Origin of the sequence: Pseudomonas sp. RIT357, assembly GCF_000632245.1 — a bacterium.
In the GTDB taxonomy this organism is placed as follows: Bacteria; Pseudomonadota; Gammaproteobacteria; order Pseudomonadales; family Pseudomonadaceae; genus Aquipseudomonas; species Aquipseudomonas sivasensis.
In genome coordinates, this window is record NZ_JFYX01000004.1 from 62,272 (window position 1) to 88,206 (window position 25,935).

General features: G+C 59.9%; 28 protein-coding genes. 9 read left to right on the top strand and 19 right to left on the bottom strand.

Going from position 1 to position 25,935, the window contains the following annotated elements; translation table 11 throughout:
- Positions 1-4 precede the first annotated feature (4 nt).
- From BW43_RS21835 to prlC, 7 genes are all read right to left on the bottom strand, one after another.
- Positions 5-736, bottom strand: a complete 732-nt coding sequence (locus BW43_RS21835; protein WP_032885083.1) for a carbonic anhydrase — start codon at positions 734-736, stop codon at positions 5-7.
- Positions 737-964: 228 nt separating this feature from the next.
- Positions 965-2,023, bottom strand: a complete 1,059-nt coding sequence (locus BW43_RS21830) for a PA0069 family radical SAM protein (RefSeq protein ID WP_032885085.1) — start codon at positions 2,021-2,023, stop codon at positions 965-967.
- A gap of 70 nt (positions 2,024-2,093) precedes the next feature.
- A complete protein-coding gene (locus BW43_RS21825; protein ID WP_032885086.1) occupies positions 2,094-3,392 on the bottom strand; it encodes a cytochrome c in 1,299 nt (432 codons plus the stop codon).
- Positions 3,393-3,404: 12 nt separating this feature from the next.
- Positions 3,405-5,189, bottom strand: coding sequence for a GMC family oxidoreductase (locus BW43_RS21820; protein WP_032885087.1), 1,785 nt, complete (start codon positions 5,187-5,189; stop codon positions 3,405-3,407).
- A 2-nt stretch (positions 5,190-5,191) separates the two neighbouring features.
- Positions 5,192-5,944 carry a gluconate 2-dehydrogenase subunit 3 family protein gene (locus BW43_RS21815; RefSeq protein WP_032885088.1) on the bottom strand — a complete coding sequence of 251 codons (753 nt, stop codon included), beginning with the start codon at positions 5,942-5,944 and terminating at the stop codon, positions 5,192-5,194.
- A 261-nt stretch (positions 5,945-6,205) separates the two neighbouring features.
- On the bottom strand, positions 6,206-6,481 hold the full coding sequence (locus BW43_RS21810; protein WP_032885090.1) for a YheV family putative zinc ribbon protein: 276 nt from the start codon (positions 6,479-6,481) through the stop codon (positions 6,206-6,208).
- Positions 6,478-8,529, bottom strand: a complete 2,052-nt coding sequence (gene prlC, locus BW43_RS21805) for an oligopeptidase A (RefSeq protein WP_032885092.1) — start codon at positions 8,527-8,529, stop codon at positions 6,478-6,480. The genes BW43_RS21810 and prlC overlap by 4 nt, the downstream gene beginning before the upstream one ends.
- Positions 8,530-8,631: 102 nt before the next feature.
- Between prlC and BW43_RS21800 the strand changes: the two genes are divergently transcribed.
- Entirely contained in the window at positions 8,632-9,174 is a 543-nt protein-coding gene (locus tag BW43_RS21800) for a gamma carbonic anhydrase family protein (protein WP_032885094.1), read from the top strand.
- Positions 9,171-9,830, top strand: a complete 660-nt coding sequence (locus BW43_RS21795; protein WP_032885096.1) for an HAD family hydrolase — start codon at positions 9,171-9,173, stop codon at positions 9,828-9,830. The genes BW43_RS21800 and BW43_RS21795 overlap by 4 nt, the downstream gene beginning before the upstream one ends.
- A gap of 76 nt (positions 9,831-9,906) precedes the next feature.
- Here BW43_RS21795 and BW43_RS21790 read toward each other — a convergent pair whose 3' ends face one another.
- A complete protein-coding gene (locus BW43_RS21790) occupies positions 9,907-10,944 on the bottom strand; it encodes an aminopeptidase (RefSeq protein WP_032885097.1) in 1,038 nt (345 codons plus the stop codon).
- A gap of 74 nt (positions 10,945-11,018) precedes the next feature.
- Here BW43_RS21790 and BW43_RS21785 point away from each other — a divergent pair, with 74 nt between their 5' ends.
- Entirely contained in the window at positions 11,019-11,441 is a 423-nt protein-coding gene (locus BW43_RS21785) for a lipoprotein (protein WP_032885099.1), read from the top strand.
- Here the strand turns inward: BW43_RS21785 and BW43_RS21780 are convergent, their stop codons facing one another.
- Both BW43_RS21780 and BW43_RS21775 read right to left on the bottom strand, forming a co-directional pair.
- On the bottom strand, positions 11,442-11,681 hold the full coding sequence (locus BW43_RS21780) for a DUF1161 domain-containing protein (protein ID WP_032885100.1): 240 nt from the start codon (positions 11,679-11,681) through the stop codon (positions 11,442-11,444).
- 208 nt (positions 11,682-11,889) lie between these two features.
- Positions 11,890-12,321 (bottom strand): OsmC family protein, encoded by a 432-nt coding sequence (locus BW43_RS21775; RefSeq protein ID WP_010207768.1) that lies wholly within the window; start codon positions 12,319-12,321, stop codon positions 11,890-11,892.
- 218 nt (positions 12,322-12,539) lie between these two features.
- Between BW43_RS21775 and BW43_RS21770 the strand changes: the two genes are divergently transcribed.
- Positions 12,540-13,541, top strand: coding sequence for an LLM class flavin-dependent oxidoreductase (locus tag BW43_RS21770; RefSeq protein WP_032885102.1), 1,002 nt, complete (start codon positions 12,540-12,542; stop codon positions 13,539-13,541).
- 59 nt (positions 13,542-13,600) lie between these two features.
- Here the strand turns inward: BW43_RS21770 and BW43_RS21765 are convergent, their stop codons facing one another.
- On the bottom strand, positions 13,601-13,825 hold the full coding sequence (locus BW43_RS21765) for a DUF1161 domain-containing protein (protein ID WP_032885104.1): 225 nt from the start codon (positions 13,823-13,825) through the stop codon (positions 13,601-13,603).
- Between the two features lie 116 nt (positions 13,826-13,941).
- Entirely contained in the window at positions 13,942-14,157 is a 216-nt protein-coding gene (locus BW43_RS21760; protein ID WP_032885105.1) for a dodecin, read from the bottom strand.
- Between the two features lie 156 nt (positions 14,158-14,313).
- Between BW43_RS21760 and BW43_RS21755 the strand changes: the two genes are divergently transcribed.
- Positions 14,314-14,640: a YqjD family protein gene (locus tag BW43_RS21755; protein ID WP_032885107.1), complete on the top strand. Its 327-nt coding sequence runs from the start codon at positions 14,314-14,316 to the stop codon at positions 14,638-14,640.
- 8 nt (positions 14,641-14,648) lie between these two features.
- On the opposite strand, the gene BW43_RS21750 is transcribed toward BW43_RS21755, so the two are convergent.
- Positions 14,649-15,545 (bottom strand): LysR family transcriptional regulator, encoded by an 897-nt coding sequence (locus BW43_RS21750; RefSeq protein ID WP_032885109.1) that lies wholly within the window; start codon positions 15,543-15,545, stop codon positions 14,649-14,651.
- Between the two features lie 110 nt (positions 15,546-15,655).
- On the opposite strand from BW43_RS21750, the gene trpB reads away from it, so the two are divergent.
- The 4 genes from trpB (at position 15,656) to BW43_RS21730 (ending at position 20,100) form a co-directional block, all read left to right on the top strand.
- Positions 15,656-16,882, top strand: a complete 1,227-nt coding sequence (trpB, locus tag BW43_RS21745) for a tryptophan synthase subunit beta (RefSeq protein WP_032885111.1) — start codon at positions 15,656-15,658, stop codon at positions 16,880-16,882.
- On the top strand, positions 16,882-17,691 hold the full coding sequence (trpA, locus tag BW43_RS21740) for a tryptophan synthase subunit alpha (RefSeq protein WP_032885112.1): 810 nt from the start codon (positions 16,882-16,884) through the stop codon (positions 17,689-17,691). Before trpB ends, trpA begins: the two co-directional genes overlap by 1 nt.
- Positions 17,692-17,826: 135 nt before the next feature.
- Positions 17,827-18,267 carry an anti-virulence regulator CigR family protein gene (locus BW43_RS21735; RefSeq protein WP_032885113.1) on the top strand — a complete coding sequence of 147 codons (441 nt, stop codon included), beginning with the start codon at positions 17,827-17,829 and terminating at the stop codon, positions 18,265-18,267.
- 180 nt (positions 18,268-18,447) lie between these two features.
- Positions 18,448-20,100 (top strand): FAD-binding protein, encoded by a 1,653-nt coding sequence (locus BW43_RS21730; RefSeq protein ID WP_032885114.1) that lies wholly within the window; start codon positions 18,448-18,450, stop codon positions 20,098-20,100.
- Between the two features lie 36 nt (positions 20,101-20,136).
- On the opposite strand, the gene BW43_RS21725 is transcribed toward BW43_RS21730, so the two are convergent.
- From BW43_RS21725 to BW43_RS21700, 6 genes are all read right to left on the bottom strand, one after another.
- Positions 20,137-21,447 carry an MFS transporter gene (locus BW43_RS21725; protein ID WP_032885115.1) on the bottom strand — a complete coding sequence of 437 codons (1,311 nt, stop codon included), beginning with the start codon at positions 21,445-21,447 and terminating at the stop codon, positions 20,137-20,139.
- Between the two features lie 187 nt (positions 21,448-21,634).
- Entirely contained in the window at positions 21,635-22,783 is a 1,149-nt protein-coding gene (gene dgoD / locus BW43_RS21720; protein WP_003170741.1) for a galactonate dehydratase, read from the bottom strand.
- 47 nt (positions 22,784-22,830) lie between these two features.
- Entirely contained in the window at positions 22,831-23,451 is a 621-nt protein-coding gene (locus tag BW43_RS21715; RefSeq protein ID WP_032885116.1) for a 2-dehydro-3-deoxy-6-phosphogalactonate aldolase, read from the bottom strand.
- A 1-nt stretch (position 23,452) separates the two neighbouring features.
- Positions 23,453-24,418 carry a 2-dehydro-3-deoxygalactonokinase gene (locus tag BW43_RS21710; RefSeq protein ID WP_032885118.1) on the bottom strand — a complete coding sequence of 322 codons (966 nt, stop codon included), beginning with the start codon at positions 24,416-24,418 and terminating at the stop codon, positions 23,453-23,455.
- Positions 24,419-24,595: 177 nt separating this feature from the next.
- A complete protein-coding gene (locus BW43_RS21705) occupies positions 24,596-24,922 on the bottom strand; it encodes a DOPA 4,5-dioxygenase family protein (RefSeq protein WP_032885120.1) in 327 nt (108 codons plus the stop codon).
- Positions 24,923-24,953: 31 nt separating this feature from the next.
- Positions 24,954-25,904 carry a LysR family transcriptional regulator gene (locus BW43_RS21700; protein ID WP_032885121.1) on the bottom strand — a complete coding sequence of 317 codons (951 nt, stop codon included), beginning with the start codon at positions 25,902-25,904 and terminating at the stop codon, positions 24,954-24,956.
- Positions 25,905-25,935 lie beyond the last annotated feature (31 nt).

The following is a 25,935-nucleotide window of genomic DNA, read 5'->3' on the forward strand; positions in this document are numbered from 1 at the left end:
TGTTTTAGAAGCGCGCTTTAGGCGTCGCTGAAGGGATCGGCCCGTCACCGCCCAACGGTCTGAACGCCGACTGGTCGGCATCGTAGGCGCGGATTTCGCTGGTCTCGATGTTGTAGATCCAACCGTGGATGAACAGCTGACCGTTAGCCATGCGCGAAGCCACGGAAGGGTGGGTGCGCAAATGTTGCAACTGGGCGATGACGTTTTCTTCGGTGAGCACCTTCATGCTCTCGCCTTCGCTGGCGCAATCGCAGTTGTCATGGACCATGGTCTTGGCGACCTCGGCATGCCGCAACCAGGCTTTTACCGTCGGCATTTTTTCCAGGCTGTCGGGGTTGAGTACCGCCCGCATGGCGCCGCAATCGGAGTGTCCGCACACGATGATGTGCTGCACACCGAGGGCAAGTACCGCGTACTCGATGGCCGTGGAAACACCACCGTTCATTTGGCCGTAGGGCGGCACTACGTTGCCTACGTTACGGGTCACGAACAGGTCGCCAGGCGAGCTTTGGGTGATCAGCTCGGGGACGATGCGCGAGTCGGCGCAGGTGATGAACATCGCTCGCGGGCTCTGGGCCGTGGCGAGTTTCTTGAAGAGTTCTTCCTGCTGGGGGAAGACGTCGTGATGGAAATGCAAAAAACCGTCAACGATGTGCTTTAGCGCTGCATCGGCGGACTCCGCCACTTGAGAGGCTGAAGCCGACGCAGCCAACGGCTGTTTATCCTTATCACTCATGATTCATCCTCTTGATTAGTGCAGGGGGCGTGTTCAGGACAGTTCGACGCCCGACCAATGGAATAGTTGTAAAACTCCAATAACCCGGGTGTCGACTCATCAGTCACTCGCTGAGCAAGGTAACCGCCGAAACTTAACTCAAACTGAATGAACCGCTCTAGATCGCGGGTTTCAGTGATGTCAAAACGCGACTATTCCTACAAGAAAGGTGCGTTCTTCCTGATAAGTCTACAACAATGCCATCTGTCTGCCCGGCGGACAGAACGCCGTGCAATCCAGATTGAATCCTTCACGGCGATTGAGCCCCAGGCGTTTGATTGCCTTGCTGAAACGCTGGGCCAACAAATCAGCAAAAGGTCCTTCGCCCCGCATACGCACACCGAAGCGGCTGTCATACACCTCGCCACCTCGCACCTGCCGCACCAGACTCATTACGTGGGCCGCACGCTGCGGGTAATGCGCCGTCAGCCACTCTTCGAACAACGGCGCCACTTCCAGGGGCAGGCGCAGCATCATGTACGCCGCGCTCTGCGCACCGGCGGCGTGCGCCTCGGTCAGCAGGCTCTCCAACTCACTGTCGTTGATCATCGGAATCATCGGCGAGCACAGCACACCCACGGGAATCCCCGCCTCTCGCATCACACGGATCGCTCGCAACCGCGCCTTAGGCGCTGCCGTGCGCGGCTCCAGGATGCGCTTGAGCTCGTCGTCCAGACTGGTGAGGCTGATCATCACCGCCACCAGACGCTGGCTGGCCAACTCGGTGAGCAGGTCGAGGTCACGCAGGATCAGCGAACCTTTGGTAATGATGGTCACCGGATGTCGGTAGCGCAGCAGCACTTCGAGGGTCTGTCGCGTGATCTTGTATTCACGCTCGATGGGCTGGTACGGATCGGTGTTGGAACCCAGGTTGATCGGCGCACACACATAGCCCGGCTTGGACAGCTGCTGCTCCAGCACGTCGGCCGCATTGCTCTTGGCGATCAGCTTGGTCTCAAAATCCAGCCCCGGTGACATGTCCCAATAGGCGTGGCTGGGCCGCGCATAGCAGTAGATGCAGCCATGCTCGCAACCGCGATACGGGTTGATCGAGCGATCAAACGGCAGGTCCGGTGAGTTGTTGCGGGTGATGATGGTTTTAGCCGTCTCAATACGCACCTCGGTGCCTTGGGTCGGCGGTACTTCCTGATACCAGCCATCGTCCTCGGCCACGCTGACCGAGGGCGCAAAGCGGTTGTGCAGGTTAGTGGCCGTGCCCCGGCCACGGGGCGGCAACGGAGTAGACATGAATACGCCTCGACACTGTTTTTATATACAGTATCGAGGCGCGACGTTTCTGACCAGTGCCGTTTGGCGGTCAGTGTTTTTGTGTGACCTGCCCCAGGTCATCGCCCGAGGTGGTGCGCATATCGTTTTTACGCATATCAGCCACGTCGCTGGCTTTCACCGGCGCACCTTTATTGCCCCAACTGCCACGGATGAAACTGACTACGTCCGCCACTTCCTGGTCCGACAGGCGCCAGGCAAATGCCGGCATGGTGAAGGTCGATGGCGCCGCGTGAGTGGCCGGCAAGGTGCCGCCGTTCAACACGATGTTGATCAGCGAGGTGGCATCCGCCGTCTGCAATACCGGGTTGCCCGCCAGCGCCGGGAACACGCGTGTATAGCCATGGCCGTCGGTGCGGTGGCAGGCCGCACAGTTGTCGATGTACACCGACGCACCCGGCTGGCTGTCATCGCCTTTCCACAGCGCCTGCGCTACCTGCTTGTCGTACACATGCGGCTGGTCCTTGAGATCGACTGCAGGCAGGCTCTTGAGGTAACGGGCGATAGCGGTCAAATCGTCTTCCGACATGTACTGCATGCTGTGGACTACAACGTCGCTCATACCACCAAACACCGCGCTGCGATCACTGCGACCGGTCTTGAGGAATTGCACCAGTTGCTCCTCGCTCCAACTGCCAAGGCCGTCCTTGTGGTCGCCGCGCAGGCTCTTGGCGATCCAACCTTCCAACGGCGCGCTGCCGGACAGGAAGGCATCGCCGTCTGTGGCACTCAGGGCTTTTTCCTGCATGGTCAACGCACGGGGGGTGTGGCACGCGCCGCAGTGACCGAGGCCTTCCACTAGGTAAGCGCCACGACTTGTCACCGGGTCGGCACCCGCTACCACTGGTGTGTCAGCCACTTCAGGGGCAAACATCCAACGCCACGCCGCCAACGGCCAACGCATGCTCAAGGGCCAGGGAATGTCGCTGTCCTTATTTGCTTGGGCGACGGGCTCCACGCCCTTCATGAAGTACGCGTACAACGCCTGCATATCGCTGTCGCTGACACGCGCGTAAGACGGGTACGGCATCGCTGGGTAAAGCGTACTACCGCTCTTGGCGACGCCATGGCGCACGGCCTTGTCGAAGTCTTCGAAGCTATAGTCGCCAAGGCCGGTCTTGTCCGGAGTGATGTTGGTGGAATAGATCACGCCAATCGGGGTTTCCATCGGCAGCCCGCCTGCGAAGGGTTTGCCGCCCTTGGCGGTGTGGCAAGCCACGCAGTCACCGGCGCGGGCCAGGTATTCGCCCTGTCTGATCAGGTCGGTTTCGGCGGCGCTTATCGAGCAACTGCTGAGCAGCGCAAACGTGGCGATAACAAGTGCTTTCATGGTCATCGCTCCTTATGCCTGAACCAGTGGGCCGGGGTTTTTCAGGTACTGCTCACGGATCGCCCGTGCCGACCAGTAGGTCAGCGCCGCCACCAGGCCGGTAGGGTTGTAGCCCAGGCCCTGTGGGAAAGCGGACGCGCCAGGGACAAACACGTTGTGTACGTCCCAGCTCTGCAGGTAACGGTTCAACGCACTGGTTTTCGGGTCGGTGCCCATGATCGCGCCACCATTGAGGTGGGTGGTCTGGTAAGACGCAGTGTTGAAATGCTCACCGACTTTTTTACCAAGTACAGCGATGGCCTTGGGGTTCATCGCTTCGGCAACCTTGCCCATTTTCTCGACCATGAAACGGTTCATCTTGATGTCGTTCTCCTGCCAATCGAACGTCATACGCAGCAGCGGCAGGCCGTAGGCATCGCGGTACACCGGGTCCAGATCGAGGTAGTTGCCTCGGTAAGATTGATGGGCACCGTGGGCGTCCATCGACACCTGATGGGTGTAGTAATCGGCAGTGGCGCGCTTCCACGCACTGCCCCAGGCCGGGGTGCCGGGCGGGTTGGACGTACCCGCAATCGGCCGACTGCCGGCCTGGTTGACCCACATCGGCGAGCCGCCCACAAAGCCGTGTGGGCCGTGGTCGAAGTTGTCCGCATTGAAGTCGTCCATCGCCACGCCATTACCGCCCGCGCCGATGAAGTTGTTGGTGTGGGTGTCCTTATCGAAGAAGGCCTTGATGGTTGCCATGTTCTGGTAAGCGAAGTTCCGGCCCACCACGCCTTCATTGGTAATCGGGTCGTACGGCTTGCCGATGCCCGACAGCAGCATCAGGCGCACGTTGTGAAACTGGAACGCGCCGAGGATTACCAAGTCCGCCGGCTGCTCGATTTCACGGCCCTGGGCGTCGATATAGGTCACGCCGGTGGCTTTCTTCTTGGTGCTGTCTAGGTTGACCTTGAGCACGTGGGAATTGGGGCGCAGTTCGAAATTCGGCACCTGACGCAGCGCCGGCAGGATGTTCACATTCGGCGAGGCCTTGGAGTACATGTAGCACACGTAGCCACTGCAAAAGCCGCAGAAGTTGCACGGGCCCATCTGCGCGCCATAGGGGTTGGTGTAAGGCCCCGAGGTGTTGGCGGATGGCAAGTTGTAGGGTTTGTAACCCACATCGGCAGCCGCTTTCTGAAACAGCTGTGCGGAGACCGTATTTTTCTGCGCTTCCAACGGAAACGGGTTGGAACGATCCGGCGCGTAAGGGTTGCCGCCACGGCCTTCACCCACCAACTGACCTTTAACGGTCCAAGCTTGGCCGGAGGTGCCGAAGACTTTTTCCGCATAGTCGAAGAACGGCTCCAGTTCTTCATAGCTGACGCCGAAGTCCTGGATAGTCATGTCCTTGGGGATGAAGTTTTTCCCGTAGCGTTCTTCGTAGTGGCTGCGCATGCGCAACTCGATTGGGTCGACACGAAAGTGCACACCGGACCAGTGCAGGCCCGCGCCACCCACGCCATTGCCCGGCAAAAAAGCGCCGAGCTGACGGTTAGGTAGGGCGACATCATTCACGCTATGGCGAATGGTCACCGTCTCTTTGGAAATGTCCTGGAAGAGTTTCTTACGCACGCTGTAGGTCAATTCGTCGATGACCTGGGGATAGTTGCCGTCAGGGTACGTGTCCTGCATCGGGCCGCGCTCCAGCGCCAGCACGTTGAGGCCCGCTTCTGTCAGCTCCTTTGCCATGATCGCGCCGGTCCAGCCGAAGCCGACGATCACTGCATCCACTTTCTTCATGATGGTCGCCACGTTTATGCCCTCTCGCCACGGATGGAAACAGCCGGGAAGGGGTATTGCTCGTTGCGTTCCACCCAATCCATAAAGTCGGCGCGCGCGCCGGGGAAGCCGATCATGGTCCAGCCGACCATGCCCTTATTGCCACCGTGAATCGGGTCGCAGAAGAAGCCTTCCTTGGTGTTTTGCAGTAACAGGTTGAAGAAGATTTTCGGCGGTACGGCGTCGAAATGCGCCGCCACTTCGCCGCCACCAGCCTCCAGACGGCGCAGCATATCGTCTCGGGTAGCGCTGTCTTGCGCAGCAAAAGCTTTACCGTTGAAGGCTTTCGACCACGCATCCGTCGCAGCAATGCCCAGGCGATAAATTTCTTTGGGGACCAACTTGCTCTGCCAGCCCATCTCCGGCGGGGCGTCCGCGTTGAACGGACCTTGCATGTACCACAGCGCGCCGCTGGCGTACGGCGTGTTCATCTGACGGTCGATGTATTCCGGCACGCCGGCTTCCAGGGCTCCTGGGCCTTGAGCATCTGCGGGGATCAAACGCTCGACGGCGGCGTTGATGAACGCCCATTCCTCAGCGGTGAAATAGCTCGGCTCGTAGGCCTTGTCGTTCTTCGCAGGTTTGGCCGGCGCGGCGTGTGCAGGCTCAGGCGTGGCCATCAGTATCGAGCCACCAAGGCCGGTACTCGCAACCGTGACCACCGGGATCAAGGTCAAGGATTTGCGCAAAAAATCACGCCGGGGGTTGTCTTGATCTTGATCAGACATGGGTGCACCTCATCATGTGGTCACGGGTTTATTCGGCCACTTCTGGGGAGCGGCTCGTCGGTATTTGGGCAATCAATAGTTACAAATGATAGCAGGCTAAGGATGTAGATTATGGATTCAGCGACCTAAGTCGAATAATTGCAGGCAAAAAAATGTGGGAGGGGACTTGCTCCCGATAGCGGCGGGTCAGCCAATCCAGAGGCTGGCTGACCTTGCGCTATCGGGGGCAAGCCCCCTCCCACATTGGCCCGGGTAGGGCCGTTAGTCTTTTTTCAATTTCGGATTCGGGAAGAATTGCACTGCCTGAACCTTGGGATCGGCTGGCGCTTTAAGCGCAGACGTATTCACACGCGTACCCAACTCCTTGGGCACCGACAGCCCTTGGTCATTGAGCGTATCGGTATACCCGCAGGCCACGCACTCGCGGTGCGGTACGTTGTCCTCGGTCCACATTTTCAGCTTGTCCGGCTCGCTGCACGCCGGGCAGACAGCCCCGGCGATGAATTGTTTTTTGGTGATCACAGGCCCGTCATTCATGCTGCCGCGTCCTCACTCAGGCCGCTGTGGCGCAAGAGCGCGTCAATCGACGGCTCGCGTCCGCGGAAGTCGACGAACAGCACCATCGGCGCCTGGGAACCACCACGCGCCAGGATCGCCTCGCGGAATGCGCGACCGGTCTCAGCGTTAAGTACGCCGTCCTCTTCGAACTTGGAGAAGGCATCCGCCGACAGCACTTCAGCCCACTTATAGCTGTAATAACCCGCCGCATAACCGCCCGCGAAGATGTGCGCAAAACTGTTAGGGAAGCGGTTGTAGGCTGGCGGACGCATGACCGACACCTCGTCGCGTACGCCTTCCAACACCTGCGCCACGCTGCGGCCATCACCGTGGGTGGCGTGCATCTCAAAGTCAAACAGCGAGAATTCCAACTGGCGGACCATCATCAAGCCGGATTGGAAATTCTTCGCCGCGAGCATTTTTTGCAGCAAATCCTGAGGCAGCGGCTCACCGCTTTCATAGTGGCCGGAGATCAGCGCCAGGCCTTCGGGCTCCCAGCACCAGTTCTCCATAAACTGGCTCGGTAACTCCACCGCATCCCAGGCGACACCGTTGATGCCGGACACGCCAGCGTGCTCGACGCGGGTCAACAGGTGATGCAGGCCGTGGCCGAATTCGTGGAACAACGTGGTGACTTCATCGTGGGTCAGCAGGGCAGGCTTGCCACTGTCAGCCGGGGTGAAGTTGCACACCAGGTTGGCCACCGGGCTTTGCAGCACGCCGTCAGCGGTGCGGCGACGGTCACGGGCGCCGTCCATCCAGGCACCGCCACGCTTGTTGGCGCGGGCGTAGAGGTCGAAAAAGAAGCGGCCGACGTGCTGGCCGTTTTCCTTGATCTCAAACAGGCGAACATCCGGGTGCCAGGTGTCGAAGCCTTTCTGCTCGGCAATCTCGATGCCATACAGGCGCTGCACGATGGCAAACAGGCCGCCCAACACTTTATCGATGGGGAAGTAAGCGCGCAGGGCTTCCTGGGACACGCTGTAGCGCTGCTCGCGCAGTTTTTCGCCGTAGAAACCGCTGTCCCAGCTTTGCAGGTCGACGCAGCCTTGTTCGGCGGCATAGGCCTTGAGTTGCTGCAGATCCTGGGCGGCAAACGGCTTGCTGCGTTTGGCCAGGTCGCGCAGGAAACTCAGGACCTGATCGCTGGATTCAGCCATTTTGGTGGCCAGGCTCAGTTCGGAGAACGATGCAAAACCGAGCAGTTGCGCCAATTCCTGACGCAGGTCGAGGATCTGTTCCATCACCGGGCCGTTATCGTTCTGACCGGCATTCGGGCCTTGGTCCGACGCGCGGGTGCAGTAGGCCGCGTAAATTTCCTCACGCAGGGCGCGGTCGTGGGCGTAGGTCATCACCGCGTAGTAGCTGGGGAATTCCAGGGTGATCAGCCAGCCGTCGAGGCCTTTGGCTTGGGCAGCCGCTGCCATTTGCGCCTTGGCCGAGTCGGTCAGGCCAGCGAGAGTTGCCTCGTCGGTGACGTGTTTGGTCCAAGCCTGGGTCGCGTCCAACAGTTGGTTGGAGAACTTGCTGCCCAGCTCGGAGAGTTTGCTCTGCACTTCGGCATAACGCTTCTGCTGCTCGGGCGGCAGGTCGATACCCGACAGACGGAAGTCACGCAGAGAGTGCTCAAGGATGGTTTTTTGCGCCACGTCGAAGCCGGCGGCTTCAGGGCTGTTGGCCAGGGCTTCGAAGGCCTGGAACAGTTCGCGGTTCTGGCCCATCTCCGTGGAGTAGGCACTCAATGCCGGCAGGCAGCTTTCATAGGCCTCACGCAATTCGGCGCTGTTGCACACGGCGTTGAGGTGGCTAACGGGGCTCCAGGCGGCGCCCAGTCGGTCATTCAGTTCGTCCATGGCCAGCACCAGCCCGGCCCATGTCGGATTTTTACCCTGGCTTTGCAGGATGCCTTCGATGGCAACGCGGTTATCGGCGAGGATCTGTTCGATGGCCGGCTGCACGTGTTCGGCACGGATCGCCGAGAACGGCGGCAGGTCGTAGGACTGCAGAAGAGGGTTGTTCGCGCTCACGGTTGGCACCTTGGCTGAAGAAACATGTAAGAACAAAGATGGGGCCATCTTAATTACAATCAACGCCCACCGCAGCTATCAGCAGAAGAGAGAGAGGCTATCGTGACCCTTCGCACCTATCAGAACCACACGCCAACCCTGGGCGCCGGGGCTTTTGTCGATATTTCGGCGGTGGTGATCGGCGATGTCGAAATCGGCACCGACAGCTCGGTTTGGCCGCTGACCGTGATTCGCGGCGACATGCACCGCATCCGCATCGGTGCGCGCACCAGCGTGCAGGATGGCTGCGTGCTGCACATCACCCACGCAGGCCCCTTCAACCCGGACGGTTTCCCACTGCTGATCGGCGACGACGTGACCATCGCTCACAAAGTCATGCTGCACGGCTGCACCTTGGGCAACCGCATCCTGATCGGCATGGGCAGCATCGTGATGGACGGCGCCGTGGTGGAAGACGACGTGATTATCGGCGCCGGCAGCCTGGTGCCACCGGGCAAGAAACTCGACAGCGGCTTCTTGTATGTCGGCAGTCCGGTTAAACAAATCCGCGCGCTGACTGACAAGGAGCGCGCATTTTTCACCTACAGCGCCGCGAACTACGTGAAGCTCAAAGACCTGCACTTGGCTGAAGGATTTGACCAATGAGCCTGCATTACCAAACCGTTTTGTTCGACCTGGACGGCACCCTCACCGATCCACGCGAGGGCATTACCCGCTCGATCCAATACGCCCTCGGCAAACTGGGCATTGATGAACCGGACCTGACCAAACTCGAACACTTCATCGGCCCGCCGTTGCTGCAAGCATTCATGCAGTTCTACGACTTCGATGAAGCCAAGGCGTGGGAGGCGGTGAATTTCTATCGCGAGCGCTTCAAGGTCACGGGGCTTTATGAAAACCGCGTGTTCGACGGCGTGATGCCGCTGCTGGAAGACTTGAACAGCCAAGGTCGCCAGCTGTATGTAGCCACCTCAAAGCCGTGGGAATTCGCCCGTGAAATCGCCAGGCATTTCGACTTTGCCAAGCACTTCAAGATGATCTACGGCAGCGAACTTGATGGGACGCGGACCAACAAGGTCGAGCTGATCGCCCATCTGATGCGCGAGGAAGGCCTAGAACCGGCGAACACCTTGATGATTGGTGATCGCAAGCACGACCTGATCGGCGCGCGTAGCAACGGGCTGGATTCGGCAGCCGTCGGTTATGGGTTTGGTAGTTTCGAAGAGTTGAACGCCGAGGCGCCGACCTGGCACTTCGAGACGTTGGCGCAGATGCATCAGGCGTTTTTGCAGCGCCCTTGAAGCCGCCATTGGGGGCAAGCGTCTTCCCGCATGTTGAAAAACTGTGGGGGACTTGCCCCCGATGAGTCCCAAGAGCTCAACCTCCCTCCAACTGCCTCAACGCAGCCTTGCGCTGCACTACAGGCAACCCACCCAACTTCTCCACCGCAGCATAGAACTTCAGCCAATCCCCACCTTCCTGCCGGAACAACGCCGCAAATGCCGGCACCCACTGGTCATACAGCCCGAACGGTAGCAACCGCGCGTTGTTCATCGGCTGGTTCATCCAAGCGTCATAGCGCTTGTCCCCACCCCATTGGTTGTCGCGCATCTTCCCGTACTCACGGCGCAAGTACTCGAATTCGGCCGCCTTGGCCTGGCGCATCTGCGCGGCGGCCAAAGGCTGGGCGTAGAGCTTTTCCAGGCGCTTTCGAGTATCGAGGATCAGTTGGATAAATTGGTCACGCTGCTTTAACGTCGCATCGCTCAGCGGCGCCAGGCCACGGGCGGCGCGCCATTGGCGGGTGCCTTCCTGCTCGACAAAGTTGGCAAATGACTCGTTGAACTCGGTGTCGTCCTTCACATAAAAACGCTGATGCGCCAACTCATGGAAGATCAGCGTGGCCAGGCGTTCATCGCCCCAGTTCATCATTGAACTGATGATCGGGTCATTAAACCAACCCAGCGTGGAATAGGCTTCAACCCCGCCGATCGACACATCCATGCCTCGCTCGCGCAACAACGCAGCCTCACCCCGCGCGGCACCTTGGCTGTAATAGCCGCGATAAGCCACGCAACCGGCGATGGGGAAGCAGTGGTTTTCGGGAGACAGGGAAAATTCCTGCGTGGCGAACACATTCCAGACTACATAAGGCCGACCAATATCGGCGTACAGCCGGTAACTCTGATTGTCAGGCAGGTGCAGGTGTTCACTGGCGAAGGTTCGCGCTTTCTGGGACTGCGCCAAATGGTCACGTAGCTGCTGCGGGCGGGAGGAGTCAGCGACGACCGCTGAAACCGGCTGCCGAGCCTGCAAAAGCTGCCATTGGCCACCCGCCAGTTGGCCGTAATAGCTAATGCTGGAACAACCGCTGAGCAGCACAACCATCAACCCCGGAAGAAAACGCCTGACCATGCCCTCACTGCTCCTGGGTGATAGGTTCGTGTTTATACTGACCGCGATACCCGTCCTATCACCGAGTGCCTGTCATGCGTCAGCTCTTGCTTTGTGTCGCCGCCGTGTTCATCAGCGCCTGTACGTCGACCCCGATGCCTGCCGCCGATCCGCAACAAGCCTGGATTGATTTTGCCACGCCGACGCCGGGTGCCAAGCTGGTGATGGCGCAGCGCCTGGACGGCAAAAACCTTAACGATGGACGTTACTTCCAATTCCCGCCTGGCAGCCACGAGTTGATGGTTCGTTTCGATTTTGAAGTGCCTACGGGCGGAAATTTCAGCAGCTTTGGCCAAACGACCGAGCGAACCTGCTTCATAACCCTGCAGTACGACCATTTCGAAGCTGGCCAACGCTATCGCCTGGAAGGGCGCTCACTGGGCTACACGCCGAATATCCGCCTGTATAACGCTGCCCGCCAATTACTGGCTGAAGAACGCAGCGTGAACTGCCTCTGATCAGTCGTTGTTTTTTTGGTAAACGATTGCTTTGGTGCCGTTCTCACAACTGCCGACGACCATGGCCACGTCGTGCTTCTCAGCTTCTTCCTTGCTAACGATCTCAAGCGTGTAGGACGGCACAGCGTTAGCCTGGATCTTGACCTCGATCTCTTTCCTAAGCTCTTCACAATCTTTCGGCGCGGCCACGGCCGAAGTGGCCAACACACCGCAGATGATCGCCAAGGCAAAACGTTTCATGTGTGAAGCTCCCTGAATACAGTGCGCACGGGTGTGCGCCTAGGCTGCATATGGCTATTCGACCACAGTTTGGAAACCCGAGTTCTGATTTAACTCAGAATTGAACGTGAAAGGGGGCTTGCTCCCGATAGCGGCGCATCAGTCAACATTTCTGTAACTGACCGACCGCTATCGGGAGCAAACCCCCTCCCACAGTGGACCTGCTGTGTTAGTTAACCAGCGTGGCATCCAGGCTGATTTTCGCATTCAGCACTTTGGACACCGGGCAGCCTTCTTTCGCCTTCTTGCTCAGCTCATCAAACTGCGCCTGGCTCGCACCGGGAATTTTGGCCTTGAGGATCAGATGCACCGCAGTGATCGCGAAGCCGCCATCCACTTGGTCCAACGTCACTTCGGCCTGGGTGTCGATGCTGTCAGCCTTAAGCCCCGCATCGCCCAGAATCATGGAAAACGCCATGGAGAAGCAGCCGGCATGGGCCGCGCCGATCAGTTCTTCTGGGTTGGTACCCTTGCCACCCTCGAAACGGGCCTTGAAGCCGTAAGGCGCTTCGCGCAGCACGCCGGTTTCCGTGGAGATGGAACCCAGGCCAGTCTTAAGGTCGCCTTCCCAATGCGCGGATGCTTTTTTAACGATACTCATAGCTTTCTCCTCGAACGGTGGTTTTGCGTCAGTAAGGGTTCTGAGGATAGTCAGCATGGCAAAGTTCATCTTGTCGGAGAAACCTAGCAATTCAGTAGGAAATTTCCACCCTCGCTATTGAATCTCGGGTATATGCCCTCATTGCATAGAACATGCACATGAAGCGGCAGGTTTTGGATCGTCTAAAAAGCCTGCGCCCCAATTGGAGAAGCAGGCTTATGAAATCGCTGTCCGACGTGAAGTTCTCGACCCTCGACCTAGTGCCCGTGCGGGCCAACGGCAGTGTCGCGCAGTCGTTGCGCAATTCCCTGGATTTGGCCCAGCACGTGGAAAAGTTTGGCTACAACCGTTTTTGGGTGGCTGAACACCACAACATGGACGGCATCGCCAGCTCGGCCACCTCGGTATTGCTGGGTTACCTGGCCGGCGGCACGTCGACTATCCGCGTCGGCTCCGGCGGCGTGATGCTGCCCAACCACGCGCCGCTGGTGATCGCCGAACAGTTCGGCACCCTGGAAAGCCTCTACCCCGGACGTATCGACCTGGGCCTTGGCCGCGCGCCAGGTTCCGACCAGATGACCGCCCGTGCCCTGCGCCGTGAGCGCTCCGGCAGCGCGGATGACTTCCCGCAAGACGTGGCCGAACTGATGGCCTACTTGGGCCCACGCACGCCGGACCAACGGGTGATCGCCGTACCCGGCACCGGCACCAACGTGCCGGTCTGGTTGCTCGGTTCCAGCCTGTTCAGCGCACAACTGGCAGGCGAACGCGGTTTGCCCTACGCCTTCGCCTCGCATTTCGCACCGCGTCTGATGCACGAGGCGATTCGCGTCTACCGCAATCACTTCAAGCCGTCGGCTGTGCTGGACAAGCCCTACGTGATGCTCGGCATTCCGCTGGTGGCGGCCGACACCGACGAACAGGCCGACTACCTGGCCACCTCGGTTTACCAACGCATCCTTGCGCTAATGCGCGGGCAAAGCCTGGTGCAGCGACCGCCGGTCGATACCATGGATGGCCTGTGGCTGCCCCATGAAAAAGACGCTGTGGGCAGCTTCCTCGGCCTGGCGATGGTGGGTAGCCCGGCGAAGATCCGCGCCAAGCTGGAGGTGTTGGTCGAGCAGACCGGCGCCGATGAGTTGATCTTCACCAGCGACCTGTACGAACACGCCGACCGGATTCATTCCTACGAGCTGCTGGCTCAAGTGATGAAGGGCTAACACCCAGGCGAAAAAAAACCGACGCACCTGCGTCGGTTTTTTATGTCTGCAACACAGGATTAACCGCGCTTGTAGACAATTTCCTTGGTGCCACCTTCACAGCTACCGACCACTTTAGCGTCGGTTGAGGCGCCTTTATCCACCACTTCCAGCGAATAACCCGAAGCGCCCTTGGCGTCGATTTTCGCTGCAATTTCGCTTTTCAGTTCGTCACAAGGCTTGCCCGCCGCCAGGGCTGTGCCCGCAATGCTCAACAAACCTACCGCTAACAGGAACTTCTTCATCCGTTACTTTCCTTGCGCTGATCGAAAAGAGCGTGCCGACGCTCATCACGTCGGCACCCATTGTTTGTAGCGCAGGTTATGGCAATCGGCCAGCCAGCAAAGTTCAACTCGCCCTATCAACTACTGGCAATTCGGAACCCCACCTTGAGGGTGACCTGGTAGTGGGCGACCTTGCCATTTTCGATATGCCCACGAGTTTCAGTCACCTCAAACCACTCCAAGTGCTTGATGCTTTTGTTGGCTTCAGCAATGGCGTTGTTGATGGCGTCTTCGATGCTCGTGGTCGACGAGCCAACCAATTCGACTTTCTTGTAGGTGTGATGATCACTCATGGCGTTTCTCCTAGGGGTCGTCAATCAAGACTAGCAGTGAATATTCGTACTGCTTCTGGCGGTCATTCCCACTCGAAAGTTCAGATTTACTGCACTTTCTGAAACCGCTGGAGTCGGTATCTACACACGCCACTCAATCACTTCAGGAGAGTCCAAATGGCCAACACTTCTTTACGTAAAGCGTCGCTGGAAAGCATGGAAGCCGAGATTTCGAGCCTGCTCAAGTCCCTTGAAAGCCTCAAGGACGATGCGTCCGATGAGTCGCGCAAAACGTTGAAGGCCCTGAAAAGTAACGCCGAGAATGCTCTCAAGCACTCCCGCCACCTGATCAGCGACGCCTATGAAGAAAGCAAAGTCAAAATCCGCGAAACCAGCGTTGCTACCCGCGACTACGCCCAAGAGCACCCATGGACTACAGCCGGTGTGGCGGTAGGCGCATTGGGCCTGCTGGCGGCGTACCTGCTCTGCAAACGCGGTGACTGATTGACCGGCTAAACAGGCTGGCGCATCAGCTCAGCTTTGAGCCACTGCGCCAGTTGCCCGGCGCGCCCGTCTGCGGCGCGCTTGGGTAGCCACAATGCCAGGTGCGCCGGGGTTTCACTGAAACCCCACGGCGCCACCAGGCGACCTGCACGCAAGTCCTCCGCCACCAACGGCTCCGGAGCGATCGCTACACCCAGCCCGGCCACCGCCGCTTCCAGCAAATAATACAAATGCTCAAAACCCTGGCCGTGTTTCAACGCGCCGGACGCGATGCCGTATTGCTGCGCCCAACTGGGCCAAGCTTGCGGACGCGATGTGGTGTGCAGCAGCGCTTCGCCACATAAAGCCGAGGCGGGCGCGAGCCGCAGACGCTCGTAACCGATAAAGCGCGGGCTCATCACCGGGCCGATGCGTTCGCTGGCCAGCTCATACACCTGCATGTCCGCCGGCCAAGGTGGCTCGGCGAATAGCAGCAGGGCATCGAGACCGGGACGCCGAGGATCAAGGTCGCCGTCACCCGCCGACAAGTGCAGGCGCAAGTCCGGCAAGTCTGAGTTCAGACGCCCCAAGCGCGGGATCAACCAACGCGCCAGCAAACTCCCCGAGCAGCCGAGCACGAAGGGCGCATCGGCGCTGGCCTGAGTCAGTTCGGCGCAGACATCCCTTAAACGTTCGAACGCCTCGAAACTGGCATCCCGAAGTCGAACGCCGGAATCTGTGAGTTTAAGGCCGCGCCCATCTTTGGCGAAAAGGCTCACCCCCAGGTGCTCCTCTAGCACCTTCAACTGCCGGCTGACTGCACCGTGGGTCACATGTAATTGCTCAGCAGCTTGGCTGACGCTATTAAGCCGAGCGGTGGCTTCAAAGGCGCGCAGGGCATTGAGGGGCGGAAGGTCTCGACTCATCTGTGAGTTTTCCTGACAGGTTGCGGCAATCTTATCGGTTTTCAGCCTGGGGCGTGAGGGGTAGAGTGGCCCTCATTGTTTCTTACACATCTTCTTTCCTGGAGCGTCCCATGACTCAGTCCCAGACCGATCTGCGCAACGGCCCTGACGCCAGCGGCTTGTTTGGCGCGTTCGGCGGACGCTACGTCGCCGAAACCCTGATGCCGTTGATCCTCGACTTGGCCCGCGAATACGAAGCGGCCAAGATTGATCCGGCGTTCAATGAAGAATTGGCCTACTTCCAGCGCGACTACGTCGGCCGCCCAAGCCCACTCTATTTCGCCGAACGCCTGACCGAGTTCTGCGGTGGCGCCAAGATCTACCTCAAGCGTGAAGAGCTGAACCACACCGGCGCGCACAAGATCAACAACTGCATCGGCCAGATCCTGCTGGCACGGCGCATGGGCAAAAAACGCATCATCGCCGAGACCGGCGCCGGCATGCACGGTGTGGCCACTGCCACCGTCGCAGCGCGTTTCGGCCTGCAATGCGTGATCTACATGGGCACTACCGACATCGAGCGCCAGCAGGCCAACGTATTCCGCATGAAACTGTTGGGCGCTGAAGTAATCCCCGTGGTCGCCGGCACCGGCACCCTGAAAGACGCCATGAACGAAGCCCTGCGTGACTGGGTAACCAACGTCGACGACACCTTCTACCTGATCGGCACCGTGGCCGGCCCACACCCGTACCCGGCGATGGTGCGCGACTTCCAAGCCGTGATAGGCAAGGAAACCCGCACTCAGCTGCAAGCCCAGGAAGGCCGCCTGCCGGACAGCCTGGTGGCGTGCATCGGCGGCGGGTCTAACGCCATGGGCCTGTTCCACCCCTTCCTGGATGACACCAGCGTCGAGATCATCGGCGTTGAAGCCGCCGGCCATGGCATCGAAACCGGCAAGCACGCCGCCAGCCTCAACGGCGGCGTACCGGGCGTGCTGCACGGCAACCGTACCTTCCTGCTGCAGGACGACGATGGCCAGATCATCGATGCCCACTCGATTTCCGCCGGTCTCGACTACCCCGGCATCGGCCCGGAACACGCCTGGTTGCACGATATCGGCCGCGTCCAGTACACCTCGGTGACTGACCACGAAGCCCTTGAGGCCTTCCACAAATGCTGCCGCCTGGAAGGGATCATTCCTGCCCTGGAAAGCGCCCACGCGCTGGCCGAAGTGTTCAAGCGCGCACCGTCCTTGCCGAAGGATCACCTGATGGTGGTCAACTTGTCCGGACGTGGCGACAAAGACATGCAGACCGTCATGCATCACATGGAAACCGCCCAGCAGGAGAAACACTGATGAGCCGCCTGCAAACCCGCTTTGCGCAACTGAAAGAACAAAACCGCGCCGCCTTGGTGACCTTCGTCACTGCCGGTGACCCCGGTTATGACACCTCGCTGGCGATCCTCAAAGGCTTGCCTGCTGCTGGCGCCGATGTGATCGAACTGGGCATGCCCTTCACCGATCCGATGGCCGACGGTCCAGCCATCCAACTGGCAAACATCCGCGCCCTGGAAGCCAAGCAGAACCTGCTGAAAACCCTGCAGATGGTTCGCGAGTTCCGTAAAGACAACAACGACACTCCGCTGGTGTTGATGGGTTACTTCAACCCGATCCACAAATACGGCGTGCCTAAGTTCATCGCCGACGCCAAAGAGGCCGGTGTAGATGGCCTGATCGTGGTCGACATGCCACCTGAGCATAACGGCGAGCTGTGCGACCCGGCGCAAGCGGCGGGTATCGACTTTATCCGCCTGACCACGCCGACCACCGACGACGTGCGTCTGCCAACCGTCCTCAACGGCAGCTCAGGCTTTGTGTACTACGTTTCGGTAGCCGGCGTGACCGGTGCCGGTGCCGCCACTCTGGAGCATGTCGAAGAGGCCGTGACCCGCCTGCGTCGCCATACTGACCTGCCGATCAGCATCGGTTTTGGTATCCGCACGCCGGAACAAGCCGCCGCTATCGCGCGCTTGGCGGACGGTGTGGTGGTGGGGTCGGCGTTGATCGATCACATCGCCAATGCCAGCAACGACCAACAAGCCATCGACGGGGTGTTAAGCCATTGCGCGGCGCTGTCGGAAGGTGTGCGTAACGCCCGTAAGTAAGCGCCATGTAGCGAGAGGTAAAGTTCCTGATACAGAGGAATCAACTCGCAGCTTCACGGCCTAAACAGCAAGACCAAGGGATTTCGAACCTCGTTCGAAATCCCTTTTTTGTTTGTGTGCCCTGAGGAATACCCGATGAAAATGCCCAAATCCGTGATTGCAGGTCTAGGCGTACTGGTGCTTGGCGCCAGCGCCCTGGTGCAAGCCGCACCGCCTGACCAGCGAGGTGATGACCGTGGCGGCCCGCAGGGTCAGCACGAGCAACGTGGCGACGACCATCGCGGTCCGCAGGCCAACCGTCGCGGCGGCCCACCTCAGGACTTCGGCCCGGTGCGCCAGATCATCCACGATAACCACGGCCAGTTCTCCCGTGGCGCGCCGCCGCCGCCGAATGTGCGCCTGGTACGCGGCCAGCCGCTACCGCGCGGTTACTACGGCGAACGCCTGGACAACCGCGCCCTCGCACGCTTGCCGGTGTACCCAGGTTATGAATGGCGCCGGTCGGGCCCGGATGTAGTGTTGATCGCGGTGGGCACCGGTATCGTCTACGAGATTCTGGACGGCGTGCTGAACTGACCGTCTCACCCTGACGCCTTCTTTTTTACGCTAGGCTTGAGGGGGTGGGCACACCGCCCCTCCCTCAACGCACTTCGTGCCTATTGCCGTCTAACCACCTACGCAAGCCACATAGTGCTTGCCCACCCGGTCGTTAAGTTAGCCGCATCAGAAGTCATCCTTGGCTCTTAGGAGTACATCATGGCATTTGATCTCATCACCGCTTCAGACCACCGTCACTCAACCTTGCAAAAGGGTTTCAACCTGCGCTGGCCATTGGGTAACGTCCAGGGACAGTCCTCGCCCAATGGCGCCAACCTGATTTACCTCTGCCGCAGCCCGCAAGACATTATCGACGCCGCCGCCGAGGCCCTGGCTGTGCCCAATGGCCGTATCACGGTACGCAGTGGCGGGCATTGTTACGAAGGGTTTGTCTCCAACAAAATGCCGAATGCCCCAGGCGAGGTCTTGTCGATTCTGGATATCGGGCAAATGAACCAACTGGCCTACGACCCCAACGGGCAGATCGGCTCAGTGCTGGTACCGGGTGCACCCCATCAATACACCTTCCGCCTGGAACCTGGCTGCCAGAACTGGGACACCAGCGTCGCGTTGTACAAACTGGCGGGCAAAACCCTGCCGAGCGGCTCTTGCTATTCAGTAGGACTGGGCGGGCATATCTGCGGTGGCGGCTATGGGCTGCTGTCGCGTAAATACGGGCTGGTCTGCGATTGGCTGGACGGCGTCGACTTGCTGGTCGCCAATGCCTCCGGCTCGGGTCTTGAACCGATTCACGTGTCCCGCAACAGCATCGATGCCGACGAACTGGATCTGTTCGCCGCCTGTTGCGGTGCCGGTGGCGGGCAGTTCGGCATCATCACCGGTTACTACTTCAAGACGCTGCCGCAAGCCCCGAAAGAAGTGCTCTGGCTGTCCTTGGAGTGGGATTGGTCAGATCTCACACGCGCCGCCCTCGAACGCTTGCTGCACGCCTATCAAAAATGGTTCGTGGACCATCAGGCCGACTCGGCAACCTGGGGCCTGGCAACCAAACTGGAAATGCGTCATCTGAACACCGGCAATGTGACACTTGGCATTCACTACGTTGACAAGGATGGGCAGCTCGACGACCTGGCGCCGTTCAATGACTTTGTCTGCAGCATGCAGGAGGCCGTGGGCGTCAGTGCGACGGAGTCACTCCTACCGTTCTACGTCGTGCATCAGCCACGCAGCCGGCAAAAGGGCCGCCGCATCGACTCTCTGCAAGCCGCCCATGAGGCCGCCAGGCGTTTGGACTGGTTGTACGCGACCCAATCGCTCAACGGTTCCGGCGACAATCAGCGCGGGCGTTATAAATCGGCGTATCAAAAAGGCGGGTTTACGCAGCGCGTGCTGGACGCGATCTGGACGACGCTGACCTTGCCGGACGATCAGCAACACCTGACCCAGAGCCTGATTCAGATCCAGTCGTTCGGCGGGCGCATCAACCAGATGGACGGCCCGATCCTGGCGCAGACGTCAGCCGCGCAACGCTCCTCGTACCTCAAATGGCAACCGCAGTGTTACTGGCACGCAGACGATGACGCCATCGACCGCGCCCATGCCGACTGGATCCGAGGACTCTATTACGCTGCATTCACCAACGGCGTTCCCAATGACCCGGAGTTCGAGGGCTGCTACATCAACTACCCCGACCTGGACATGACCCACCTCGGTGGCAATCCCGCGAACGCCAAGAACCCCCTGTGGTATGGAGTTTTCTTCCCCAACACAATCATCGAAAACCGTCTGCGCCGAACCAAGCAACGTTGGGATCCGCTAAACGTGTTCCGCAACGAAATGTCGGTGCCCTAAGCCCAGCAAACGGGCGGCCCGCAGGCCGCCCACTGCTTACAACTCGATCCGCTCGACCTTGCCCACCAACAGCACGTAGGACAGTGCGCCCAACAGCGCCAGCACGGCGATGTAAGTGATCGCCGGCGCAAACGAATCGCCGCTGGCCAGGAAACCGATGACGATTGGCGTGGTAATCGCCGCCAGGTTGCCGATGAAGTTGAACACACCGCCGGTCAGTCCCAGCAGACGTGCAGGGGCAAGGGTCGAAACCAGCGACCACGTGATTGAGGCCAGACCGTTGCCGAAGAACGCCAAAGCCAGGAAGGCGATGACCAACGGTGTCGATTCGACGAAGTTGGCGCCAATGATCGCCGTAGATATCAGCAGGCCGCTGATGATCGGCAGCTTGCGGGCGAACCCCACCGAGGCACCGCGACGGATCAGCCAGTCGGAAAACAACCCCGAGCACAACACGCCAACGAAGGCCGCGAGGAAGGGCAGTGATGCGAGCATGCCGGACTTGATGAAGTCCATGCCGCGGTATTTCACCAGGTAGGTCGGGAACCACGTCAGGAAGAACCACAACGTGGAGTTCAGGCAGAACTGCCCCAGGTAGATGCCCCACAACTTGCGCTTGCTGAGGACAATGCCCAGGTCGACCCAGCTGAATGGCGCCTTGGTCTTGCCCGCTTGTGCGCTGAGGTCCACCAACCCGCCACCTTCGCGGATCAACTCGATTTCGGCTGCGTTGACGCCTTTGAAGTCCCGGGGCTCGCGATACACGGCATACCAGATCGCCGCCCACAGAATGCCCACTCCGCCAGTGACAATAAACACCATGTGCCAGCCGTAGTGATGCTGCAACCAGGCCAGGACCGGCGTCAGGAACGCCAGCCCGACAAACTGCCCGGAGGTGTAAAAGCCAATGGCAGTGGCGCGCTCACGCTCGGGAAACCAGCTGGTGACAACGCGGCTGTTGATGGGGTAGGCCGGTGCTTCCAAGGCGCCTACCGCCATGCGCAGCACGAACAGCGCAATAAAGCTGGCGGCGAAACCGAGCATCACGGTGGCGATGGACCAAAGCAGCAGGGCGACGGTGTAGAGGATACGCGGCGGCACTCGATCCACCAGCCAACCGCCGGGGATCTGCATGGCGGCATAGGTCCAGCCGAACGCCGAGAAAATCAGCCCGACATGTACCGGGTCGATGCCAAGCTCGCTGGTCAACGCCGGGGCGGCAATCGACAGGTTGCTGCGGTCGAGGTAGTTGATCACCACGGTGATAAACAACAGCACCATGATGAAGAAGCGCTTTCGGGTAGGCGTGACTAAAGAAGCCTGCCCGGTGAAGGATTCAGGGTGCATGGGGGTTGCCTCTTCTTATGTTTGTTGAGGACTGAAACTGAGCTGACTTAAGAAATCGGATCACCATGTGGGAGGGGGCTTGCCCCCGATTGCAGTCTGCCTGCTATGGATGTGCTAGCTGACACACCACTATCGGGGGCAAGCCCCCTCCCACATTTTTTGACCGCATTGATTCAGTCAGAGGCTATTACCACTCGGCAAAGCTGCCATCAGCATGACGCCAGATCGGGTTGCGCCAGCGGTGGCCAATGGCGGCGCGTTCGATCACGTATTCCTCGTTGATCTCAATGCCCAGGCCCGGCCCGTTAGGGATCTTCACGAAACCCTGGTCATAGTCGAACACGCCCGGATCACGCACATAGTCGAGCAGGTCGTTGCTCTCGTTGTAGTGAATGCCCAGGCTTTGCTCCTGGATAAACGCGTTGTAGCAAACCGCGTCCAGCTGAAGGCAAGCCGCCAGGGCGATCGGGCCCAGCGGGCAGTGCAGGGCCAGGGCCACGTCGTAGGCTTCGGCCATGTTGGCGATCTTGCGGGTTTCGGTGATGCCGCCGGCGTGGGAGGCATCCGGCTGGATGATGTCGACGTAGCCTTCACTGAGCACGCGCTTGAAGTCCCAACGCGAGAACAGGCGCTCGCCCAGGGCAATCGGCGTGCTGGTCAGCGGTGCCAGTTCCTTGAGCGCTTCGTAGTTTTCGCTGAGCACCGGCTCTTCGATAAACATCAGTTTGTACGGGTCCAGCTCTTTCATCAGTACCTTGGCCATGGGCTTGTGCACCCGGCCATGGAAGTCGACGCCGATGCCCACGTTAGGGCCGACCGCATCACGCACGGCAGCCACGTTGGCCAGGGCCAGGTCGACTTTTTCGAAGCTGTCGACGAACTGCAATTCTTCGGTGCCGTTCATTTTCACGGCGGTAAAACCGCGAGCCACGGCCTCTTTGGCAGCGCGGGCGGTGTCGGCCGGGCGGTCGCCGCCGATCCACGAGTACACGCGAATCTTGTCGCGCACCTGGCCACCCAACAGGTCGCTGACGGACACACCGAGGGCCTTGCCCTTGATGTCCCACAGCGCCTGATCGATACCCGCGAGGGCGCTCATGTGAACAGCGCCGCCACGGTAGAAGCCGCCGCGGTAGAGCACGGTCCAGATGTCTTCGATATTGCGTGGGTCTTTGCCGATCAGGTAGTCGGACAGTTCCTCGACGGCAGCGGCCACAGTGTGAGCGCGGCCTTCGACTACGGGCTCACCCCAACCGGTCACGCCCTGGTCGGTTTCAACCTTGAGGAAGCACCAGCGCGGCGGGACGATAAAGGTCGTCAGTTTGGTGATTTTCATCTGTTATCTCTCTTATAGATGCAGCGCCAGGGGCGCGGAACTTGATATCAGCTCAGGGCTTTCCATGCGGTGACATACGCTTGGGCGCGGCTCGCTACCTGATCCACTGTCATACCCGGTTTGAACAACCCGGAACCCAGCCCGAACCCTTTGGCGCCGGCATCGGTAAACACCTGCATGTTGTCCGGGGTGATGCCGCCCACCGGCAGCAACAGCGTGCCGGCTGGCAATACTGCAAGCCACGCCTTGATCACCGCCGGGCCCATTTGCTCGGCCGGGAACAGCTTCAACACATCGGCGCCTTCGTCCAGTGCGGCGAACGCTTCGGTGGGCGTGGCCACCCCCGGCGACAGGTACAGGCCTGCGGCTTTCGCGGCGCGCAAGACCTTGGCATCGCTGTGGGGCATAACGATCACCTGGCCGCCAGCGGCTTTGACCTGCTCGACCTGCTCCGGCGTCAACACCGTCCCGGCACCGATCAGGCAATCGGCGGGCAGGCTGTCGCGCAGGGTGCGGATGCTGGCGTAAGGGTCCGGCGAATTCAGCGGGACTTCGATCACACGAAAACCGGCGTCGTACAGCACCTGGCCGACCGCCTGGGCCTCGTCAGGGCGCAGGCCGCGCAGGATCGCGATCAAACCGTTTTGTGCGAGTGCTTGCTTGAGCATGTCAGGCCTCCGTTGCAGGTTGAGTGAGCCCGGCGGCCACTGCCAGTTGCCACAGGCCGCGCTCGGTCGCTTCCTGCGCCAAGCTGACGTGGGCGAAGCCGCAGAGGGCGAGGGCGCGTTGGTAGCGCACGCACAGCGGGCCGGCGCCTACCAGGATGATGGGGATGTGCCGTGCACTGGCTGGCAAGCCGGCCAGTTCATGACCGATCAGCAGGCCGGATAAGTAATCGGGCTGCTGCTCAGGGGTGAGTTCGGCGGTCAGGCCCAGGGTGCGCGCACTGAACAAGGTCGACAGCACGCCGCGCTGGCCATCTTTTGACAGCGCCACTTGAACGCCGCGGTCGAAAGCCTCGGCCTGGAACTGCTCGGATACCTTTTGCGTACGCCCCAAGAGGCTGTGCTTGCTCAGCACCGCGAACAGTTCACCGGTCATGAAGGTATCGAAGTGGGTGATGCAACCTTCCACCACCTCGACCCATTTGGAATGACTGCCGGGCAGGCCGATCAGCAATTCACCAGCAACCGACAGGCTTTGCAGCACACCCAGCACCTGGGTTTCTTCGCCGCGCATCACGTTGGGCAAGCCGACCTGCTCGATCACGCCGGGCACGATATGCACATCGACACCGCGCAGGCTGCGTACCGTGTGCAACGCCTTGCCCAGGCTGGCGACGTCGACCGGCGTACTGCGATACGCCGCTTCGCTCCAGCCTTGGGCGCTGCCGACCATGCCGCAGGCAATCACCGCAAGATTGGGTTGGGCGTCGAGCCAATCGCCGCACGCCGTATCGAACGCCAACTCGAAGCCATCGCTGCAGCGCACACCGGCGATGTCCCGGGGCTCGCTGGGCAAATGCATGATGCCCGACGCCAGCGAGCGCTGTTCCAGCACTACGCCCGCGGGGCCGAGTTTATAAGCACGAAGGGAGCTGGTCCCCCAATCGAGCGCGATCAATTGCGCCTGCATCGCTTCACCTGAAATGAGTGGGTGCTGAAAAAAGCAGATGGGCGAATATAAACCTATGGCCGGATATATCTCAATATATAAATAACAGTCCCATATAGTGAGACGAAACAAGATAAATCCTATAACTTCCTCGGCTTTTACTGCGGGAAGGAACGGGTTTCATCTGATAAAGAGAGGTTAAAAAACCGACAGGTCCAGCTCGCGCATCGCACCCATCCAGATCGCGTAGTCGGTGTGATCCTTCAAGTCATCACCGGTATCAGGGTGCAGGAACACCACCAAACCGTTGCGATGGATCACCAGCCACGGCAGCACCACGCCGATGTATTCGGGGTCGAACGCCAACTGGCAGCTCCAGTCCGGGTGTGGGCCTACGGGTTTTTCGTGCACACGTCCCATACGCAGTGGGAAGAGTTTGGCGGCGTCTTCGCACAGGGTGCGCGCCTGCTCAATGGTGCTTGCGTCAAAGTAGATATGGGCGTGGTAACCCTTGATACGTTGCATGACGGACTCCGGATCCAATGTGCGGCAAATCCTAGACCGCAATCGACGGCAGGGCCAGTCCGGTCAGGGACTGCGCGCTGCTGGCCTGTTCTGCCTGCAACCAGTCGACGAAACGTTCGACCAACTGTCCACGCCGCTTGCGCTGGGGCTGCACCACGTAATAGCCAAAGCGCGAAATCACCGTGTTGCCGATCGGTCGGCACAACCAGTTCTGTTCCAGCAGGTTATCCACCAAATGGCGCCAGCCGATCGCCACCCCTTGGCCGGCAATCGCTGCCTGGATCAGCAAGGTGTAGTTGTCGAAGCGAAGCTGGCCGGGAGTGGGTGCAGCGCTGATGCCCAGCTCGCGGAATACGCCACTCCAGTCGAACCACTGGCTGTTGTTTTCCTGGCGCAAGTGCAGCAAAGGCACATCGTGCAGATTCTGTAACGTCAGCGGCGCGGATTGGTCCTTGAGCCACTGCGGGCTGCACACCGGGAATACCTCCTCGTTGAACAACCACAGGCTGTCGCCCTGCTTGAAGCGGCCATCGCCAAACAGCACCGCCACGTCGATATCGCTGCGCAAGGTGGCGTGATTACGCTCGCTGGTCACCAAGCTCACATCGACCTGAGGGTTGGCCTGATGGAAACGGTGCAGGCGCGGCATCAGCCAGTAAGCCGCGAAGGCGAAGTCGGTGGCCACTTGCAGGACTTCGTGCTGATCCTGCTGGGTGATGGCGCTGAGGCCCTGATTAATGGTTTGCAGGCCACCTTGCACATGCTCGAACAGCAAGGCGCCGGCGTCCGTCAGTTCGATGCCGCGGTAGATGCGATCAAACAGGCGGACCGCCAACTGTTCTTCCAGGCGCTTGATCTGCTGGCTGATCGCTGGTTGAGTGGTGCCCAGCTCCATCGCGGCGGCGGTAAAGCTGCGATGACGTGCCGCCGCTTCAAACGCGCGCAGCAGGTCGAGGGACAGGTCACCAAGGGATTCATACATAAGCTGTGCTTATCCTAGACATTGCTTTTCA